Origin of the sequence: Vibrio sp. V30_P3S12P165 (assembly GCF_009904905.1) — a bacterium.
GTDB classification, from domain to species: Bacteria; Pseudomonadota; Gammaproteobacteria; order Enterobacterales; family Vibrionaceae; genus Vibrio; species Vibrio fujianensis.
Genome location: NZ_WXWH01000048.1, coordinates 1 through 7,448 on the forward strand (window position 1 = coordinate 1; position 7,448 = coordinate 7,448).

The window sequence follows — 7,448 nt, forward strand, 5'->3', positions numbered from 1 at the left end:
GCCGTAGGCTGGCCTTTGGTGAGAGCCACGGATGGCTCCCATCATCGCCATGGACATAGACAGGCGATGTGATTGGGGTGAACGAACGTAGCCAACACCCCTGCAGCTTCAAGTAGGAAAGGGATAGCTTAAATCGACAACATGCACTTAAGCGAGTTAGGTAATCCATGAGTAGCAAAAGGTTCTTTTTCACCTAAGGAAGGTTGGTTATGTTTATAACTAGGCTGTTTTTTCTACTGATTCTATGCTTTTTTAGTCTATCCGCCGTTGCGAAATCATTGATGACCTTGGTTTATTATGAGGATTTTCCCCCTTACTCTTTTCGCGATCAACAAGGCAATATGACGGGCATTTTGATCGATATTGCTGATCAGGTACTACAAACCAGAATGGGAGTTGAACTTATTCATCGAGGCTATCCATGGGAAAGAGCACAAAGAATGGTGCAACAAGGACAAGCCGACGCCTTTATTACTATCGCGACCGCGAATAGATTGCTTTATACCGATGCCTCTACAGAAGCTGTCATTGTCGGCCCGATGAATCTATTTGTCAGCCCCAATAATGGGAAACTCGCACAAATAAAAAACGCCCAGACTATGGATGACCTCAGCCCTTTTTTGATCCTCGATTATCAAGGTAATCATTGGGGTAATCAGCATTTCCCTGAGGAGAAGTTTCAGCGTTTTTTGACGTCAAACTTATCCAATGCACTCATCATGTTGGCTCATGGCAGAGGCGACGTGGTTGTAACCGATAAGATTGTTGCTGATTATTTAATAGCTCAATTAAATTTGCAGGAGAAAATCCTCCAACTCCCTATTCAATTAACCGAAGTCAAATTTTCATTATGTATTAGTAAAACTTCGTCTTTTCACCATTTGCTAGCAGAATTTAATCAACAAATGGCGCTATTTCGAGAGCAAGGTAACATAGATACGGTGCTGGAAAATTACCGATAACATACGGTTACGCCATTCCAATTCGATCCTTTCTTGATGATTAGAGTCTATGGTACGAGGAAATTCTACTTTACCGCCGTTAATTTGAGCGAATGACTAAAGAAAAAGTCGTTAAGTTAACCATTGACACATATGGAATATAAGATATATGATATTTCATATGTAATGTAATTAGCGAATTATTCCTATGTTCGATCCAATTCTTCTTTACAAAGCGCTTTCCGAACAAACGAGGCTTAAGTCTCTGCTTTTAATGCAGAAACAAGGAGAGCTTTGTGTCTGCGACCTCATGGAGGCGCTGAATCTCAGTCAGCCCAAAGTTTCTCGGCATCTTGCCGAATTACGCAAGCACGGGCTTGTTCTGGATGAACGCCGTGGCAAATGGGTTTACTACCGAATCAATCCCGCCCTACCCGCTTGGGTCAAACAAGTGCTCGAGATCACTCTTGATCATAATTGGTCACTCGTTGAACATGAATTGCAAATCATCAAAGGCAAGTCATGTTCGAATGAGGTGAACAAATAGTGTTTATATTCCGTTGGTTTATCATTTTCAAATAAAAGAGGTTTTATGAGTCATATCTCAAGCTGTGTCGAAACCAGCGCTGCTGAAAAAATGAGCTTTCTTGATCGATACTTAACGGTATGGATTTTCCTTGCCATGGCCATTGGTGTCGGAGTTGGCGTGTGGTTCCCTCAGGCGGCTCAGTGGAACGAAAGCCTATCGGTTGGTTCAACCAATATCCCACTTGCCATTGGCTTAATCTTAATGATGTACCCGCCATTGGCGAAAGTGAACTATAGCCTTTTAGGTGAGGTGACTCGTGATAAACGCGCGATAACACTTTCTCTAGTGATGAACTGGATCGTTGGCCCTATCTTGATGTTCACATTAGCCATCATTTTCTTACGCGATCAACCTGGTTATATGGTAGGGCTGATTCTGATCGGCCTTGCTCGCTGCATCGCTATGGTGTTGGTTTGGAATGACATCAGTGGCGGAAACAAAGAGTACGGTGCCACTTTGGTTGCGTTAAATAGCGCGTTTCAAATTGTCACCTACAGTTTTATGGCATGGCTATTTATTACCGTTTTACCGCCTTATTTTGGTCTGGAAAGTTTCGTGGTTGACATCACGATCTGGGATATTGCACAAAGCGTGTTAATTTATTTAGGCATCCCCTTCTTAGCGGGTTTCTTAAGCCGAAAAGTATTGGTCTCAGCAAAAGGGGAACAGTGGTACAACGAGATTTTTATTCCACGTATATCACCAATCACCTTGATTGCGCTTTTGGCAACCATCGTTTTAATGTTTAGCCTGAAAGGTGAAATGATCATTGAATTACCGATGGATGTATTGCGTATTGCAGTCCCCCTGATCATCTATTTTATGGTGATGTTTTTTGCCAGCTTCTACATCGGGAAACGTATGAGGATCCCTTACGACCAAAATGCTTCTATCGCCTTTACTTCATCAGGTAACAACTTCGAACTGGCTATCGCCGTATCAATCGCTGTATTTGGATTAAACTCTGACCAAGCGTTTGCTGGTGTGATTGGACCTTTGGTTGAAGTACCTATTTTAATCGCTTTGGTTAACGTCGCTTTAAGAATGAAGCGTAAATATTATGCTTAAGCCCAGTCTATCGAAACAAACATCCGTCGTGCCATGTCTTATGGAGACATGGCATCTTTCCGAATCCGAACTCTACCGCTGGCTTCTGAAACAAACCGGCGATTCTGATCTGAGTTTTGATTTACTACAAGATACCTTCTTAAAAGCATTACAGCAGAAGCAAGCGTTTTGCGATATTCAAAACCAAAGAGCGTGGTTATATCGGGTGGCGCGGAATATGCTCATTGATAAGCAACGTAAGACGAATCAAGAACAATTTCAGGAGCTGAGTGATAATGAGTCGATATGGCAAGAGCATGAACTCCCCGCCGTCGATAGCCTTGCGCAATGCCTACCAAAAGCACTTTCAAACCTGACTGAATCTGAGAGAGAAATTATCAAACAGTGTGATCTACAAGGTCTTACTCAGCAGGCGTTTGCCGAGCAAAATGGACTTACGTTAGTGGCAACCAAGTCGCGCATTCAACGCGCCCGACAAAAACTTAAACACGTTTTGCAAACGCAATGCCACATACGTTTCGACGAACAACAGCGTGTTTGCTGCTTTTTCAAAGATAGCGACAGCCGATAATATTGTCACAGCTGAATAGGCGACGGCAGGCGCATCATAATCTGCATTCATTGCCTCTTCTGAGTAAAGCGAACCTTACTGGGTTATCTTGCCATTAACCATAGTAAAAATTCTGCATCCTTTCGGCACTGACTTCGTCTTAGTGACATAAAGACAAATTATGAGGTTGAAGGAGCCGGTATGTTTGAAGTCTTTACCCATCTTGCTGATTGGATGACCTATCAGCTGTTTGCTATGCAGCAAGGTACTAAGTTGGCAGATGCAGTCCACTTTTTTATTGAAGATACCAGCAAAATAATGGTGTTGCTGGTTGTCATGATTTACCTCATTGCTTTGTTTCGCGCCTCTTTAAAGGTTGAAAAAGTGCGCCACTACCTTGCAGGCAAACGGCGTCTTTTTGGCTATGTGACGGGGAGTGTTTTCGGTGCCATCACCCCATTTTGCTCATGTTCCAGTATTCCCGTTTTTCTTGGCTTTACCTCCGCAGGTATCCCGCTTGGGATCACCATGGCTTTTTTGATTACCTCGCCATTGATCAATGAAATCGCAGTATTGCTTCTGTTTAGCCTGCTTGGCTGGAAATTCACCATCCTGTATGTACTGATTGGGATGCTGATCGGGATACTGAGTGGCTGGTTTTTAGACGCCATAGGGGCAGAGCGTTGGTTGCAACCTTTTGCTGCAAAAGCGATGCAGAAAGCCCAAGCCCGGCAACATACACAAGGAAATCTAGACGTTAGCAACGAAGAGGCCGCAATCACGCTTTCATATCGGCATCAGTTTGCCAAACAGGAGATGGTTGAGATCATCGGGCGGGTTTGGAAATGGGTGTTTATTGGCGTGGGTATAGGCGCAGGCTTACATGGTTTTGTACCCGATGGCTGGATAGAAACCCACTTAGGCGCAGGTCAGTGGTGGTCTGTTCCAGCTTCAGTATTAATTGGTATCCCGCTGTATTCTAATGCAACGGGGGTGATTCCCATCATGGAAAGTTTACTGAGAAATGGTCTTCCCATTGGTACGACATTAGCGTTTTGTATGAGTACCGTCGCCGCAAGTGTGCCTGAATTTGTCATGCTAAAACAAGTGATGCAATGGCGCTTATTGGGGCTTCTTTTTGGTCTACTGCTAACAGCGTTTACTGTTATGGGGTGGATATTTAACTTACCGTTCTGGCAATTTTAGGAGATAAACATGAAAGCATTTAAAGTACTCGGTTCAGGTTGTGCCAACTGCGTCAATACCGCGAAACTGATTGAGAAAGTTGCGGCAGAGCAAGGCATTGATGTTTCGGTTGAAAAAGTGACCGATCTTGAAACGATCATGAATTATGGCGTGATGTCTACGCCAGGCGTCGTCATGGATGAAGAAGTGGTTCACGCAGGAGGAGTCCCTACACCGGAGCTTATTTTAACTTGGTTAAAGTAAGGAGCGCTAATTTTTACCAGTTTTCGAATAGCGAACTGTTCCAATCCTAATTTGATAAGTAGAAAGGTGACCCATTTTTCCCAAAGCGCTCCTTTCGGAGCGCTTTTCTTGTTTATGTTGGTTATTCCCAATCAAGGATAACTTTGCCGGAAGCCCCGCTACGCATAGCATCAAAGCCTTTTTGAAAATCATCGACCTTGAAGTGATGGGTGATAATTGGGGTTAAATCTAAGCCCGATTGAATGAGGCTTGCCATCTTGTACCAAGTTTCGAACATTTCCCGACCATAAATGCCTTTGATGACTAAGCCTTTAAAAATCACTTGGTTCCAATCAATCGCCATCGATGAAGGTGGAATACCTAGCAAAGCCACCCGTCCGCCATGATTCATGGTTTGCAGCATCGAGCTAAACGCACTTGGCACTCCAGACATTTCAAGGCCGACATCAAAGCCTTCTGTCATGCCGAGTTCATTCATGACCTCTTCAAGTGTTTGCTCTGCGACGTTAACCGCCCGCGTTACACCGATTTTACGTGCTAAATCAAGGCGGTATTCATTCATATCGGTGATCACCACATGACGAGCACCAACATGTTTCGCCACCGCTGCCGCCATAATACCGATTGGGCCAGCACCAGTAATGAGTACATCTTCTCCGACTAAATCAAACGACAACGCTGTATGAACCGCATTGCCAAAGGGATCAAAAATCGCCGCCAAATCATCAGAAATATCGGCTGGAATTTTAAACGCATTAAAAGCGGGTATCACTAAATACTCTGAGAATGAACCGGTGCGATTCACCCCCACCCCAATCGTATTGCGGCAAAGGTGAGTACGACCACCACGGCAATTACGACAGTGACCACACGTAATATGACCTTCACCAGAAACGCGATCTCCTATTTCAAAACCGCGAACTTCTTGACCAATACCAACCACTTCACCAACGTATTCATGGCCCACCACCATAGGTACAGGGATGGTTTTTTGCGACCATTCATCCCAGTTGTAAATATGCACATCGGTGCCACAAATGGCGGTCTTTTTGATTTTAATCAGCAAGTCATTATGACCCAGCTCTGGCATATCCACTTCGGTCATCCAGATACCTTGCTCGGGTTTTAACTTGGCTAATGCTTTAATTTTCATTTGATAAGTCCCATCTCTTGGCCGACTTCAATAAAGACATCAATCGCTCTATCGAGCTGCTCACGACTGTGAGCCGCAGACATTTGCGTGCGGATGCGCGCCTGACCTTTTGGCACTACCGGGAAAGAAAAACCAACCACGTAAATGCCCTTCACTAATGCACGCTCAGCAAACTCAGCGGCCACTTTCGCATCACCCAGCATAATCGGGATGATCGCATGATCAGCGCCGCCCATGGTAAAACCTGCCGCTTCCATACGAGTACGAAAATGCGCCGCGTTGCTCCACAGTTTATCGCGCAGCTCACCACTCTCAGCTAACAGATCCAAAACACGCAAAGAAGCGGCGACAATCGCAGGCGCGACGGAGTTTGAGAACAGATAAGGACGTGAACGCTGGCGTAGCCAATCAATCACTTCTTTCTTACCGGAAGTATAGCCACCAGAAGCGCCGCCCATGGCTTTGCCTAGCGTTCCGGTAATAATATCAATTCTGTCGATAACGTTATGGTACTCATGAGTCCCGCGGCCATTTTCGCCCATAAAACCCACCGCATGGGAGTCATCCACCATCACCAAAGCATGGTATTTGTCCGCTAAATCACAAATCGCTGGCAAGTTCGCCACTACGCCGTCCATAGAGAAAACACCATCTGTGACAATCAGCTTATGGCGTGCGCCCGCTTGGTCAGCAGCAATCAGCTGCTGCTCCAACTCTTGCATGTTGTTATTGCTGTAACGAAAACGCATCGCTTTACATAAACGAACGCCATCAATGATCGAAGCGTGATTCAGCGCATCAGAGATGATGGCATCTTCTTTATCAAGTAGTGTTTCAAATAACCCGGTGTTCGCATCAAAGCACGAGGTGTAAAGAATGGTGTCTTCTTTGCCCAGGAAAGCAGACAGCTTCTCTTCAAGCTGCTTATGGATATCTTGCGTACCACAGATAAAACGTACCGAAGCCATCCCGAAACCATGGGTCGCCATACCTTGCTGACCCGCTTCAATCAAAGCCGGATGATTAGCCAAACCAAGATAATTATTGGCGCAAAAGTTAAGCACTTCTTGACCGGTTGAGATAGAAACCGCCGCTTGTTGTTGTGAGGTGATCACACGTTCAGACTTATAGAGACCTTCGGTTTTAACATCATCCAGCTGTTGGCGTATTTGTTGATAAAAATCACAAGACATTGCTATTTCCTTCTTTAATATTCTTGCTCGTTCACGATGTGGAACCATTTAGTAAATTTCCCATTTACACTGTAAAGCCACTGACATAACAGGCTTTACAATGGTGGAACTTTGAATCAGTGTAAGTGTAATCGATGTCTAGAGAGAGCATTATCTTGGGTTGTGGAAAATCATTTATGAAATAAAATCACAAATAAACGACTGAGGAATATAAAATTAATATCAATAAACCTTGGCACAGATCACAAAAGTGAATATTAAAAATGATACACAAGGGCTAATTGGTCATTAATCTGCCAGAATAGTGCGTTTGTGTCGCAATAACTCGGCAATTGACGATGAAACACCCAATGAAGAACTCAAATAAAATACATTTTATACCCAAACAACTTGGAGTGGCAGGTAGGCGACAAGTGAGTCAATCCCCATCAGCATAGACAGGCTAGTTGATTGGGGTGAAAGAACGTAGCCAACACCCGTGCAGCTTCAAGTAGGAAGGGGATAT

Annotated in this window: 8 protein-coding genes; 6 read left to right on the forward strand and 2 right to left on the reverse strand. The window is 44.4% G+C overall.

Annotated features, from left to right (window positions below; translation table 11 throughout):
* Positions 1–209: 209 nt before the first annotated feature.
* The 6 genes from CAG57_RS10240 (at position 210) to CAG57_RS10265 (ending at position 4,597) form a co-directional block, all read left to right on the forward strand.
* Positions 210–962, forward strand: a complete 753-nt coding sequence (locus tag CAG57_RS10240; RefSeq protein WP_161426857.1) for a substrate-binding periplasmic protein — start codon at positions 210–212, stop codon at positions 960–962.
* 187 nt (positions 963–1,149) lie between these two features.
* The gene (locus CAG57_RS10245; protein WP_099610903.1) at positions 1,150–1,488 is read left to right on the forward strand and encodes a metalloregulator ArsR/SmtB family transcription factor; all 339 of its coding nucleotides are present in this window, start codon (positions 1,150–1,152) and stop codon (positions 1,486–1,488) included.
* A 45-nt stretch (positions 1,489–1,533) separates the two neighbouring features.
* Positions 1,534–2,598 (forward strand): ACR3 family arsenite efflux transporter, encoded by a 1,065-nt coding sequence (gene arsB / locus CAG57_RS10250; RefSeq protein ID WP_161426808.1) that lies wholly within the window; start codon positions 1,534–1,536, stop codon positions 2,596–2,598.
* Positions 2,599–2,638: 40 nt separating this feature from the next.
* Positions 2,639–3,169, forward strand: coding sequence for a sigma-70 family RNA polymerase sigma factor (locus CAG57_RS10255; protein ID WP_202597768.1), 531 nt, complete (start codon positions 2,639–2,641; stop codon positions 3,167–3,169).
* A 180-nt stretch (positions 3,170–3,349) separates the two neighbouring features.
* Positions 3,350–4,354: a permease gene (locus tag CAG57_RS10260; RefSeq protein ID WP_161426810.1), complete on the forward strand. Its 1,005-nt coding sequence runs from the start codon at positions 3,350–3,352 to the stop codon at positions 4,352–4,354.
* 9 nt (positions 4,355–4,363) lie between these two features.
* Positions 4,364–4,597, forward strand: a complete 234-nt coding sequence (locus CAG57_RS10265; protein WP_099610906.1) for a thioredoxin family protein — start codon at positions 4,364–4,366, stop codon at positions 4,595–4,597.
* A gap of 121 nt (positions 4,598–4,718) precedes the next feature.
* Here CAG57_RS10265 and tdh read toward each other — a convergent pair whose 3' ends face one another.
* Together tdh and CAG57_RS10275 are read right to left on the reverse strand one after the other, a co-directional pair.
* Positions 4,719–5,750, reverse strand: a complete 1,032-nt coding sequence (tdh, locus tag CAG57_RS10270; protein ID WP_161426811.1) for an L-threonine 3-dehydrogenase — start codon at positions 5,748–5,750, stop codon at positions 4,719–4,721.
* Positions 5,747–6,943, reverse strand: a complete 1,197-nt coding sequence (locus CAG57_RS10275) for a glycine C-acetyltransferase (protein ID WP_161426812.1) — start codon at positions 6,941–6,943, stop codon at positions 5,747–5,749. The genes tdh and CAG57_RS10275 overlap by 4 nt, the downstream gene beginning before the upstream one ends.
* Between the last annotated feature and the right edge of the window lie 505 nt (positions 6,944–7,448).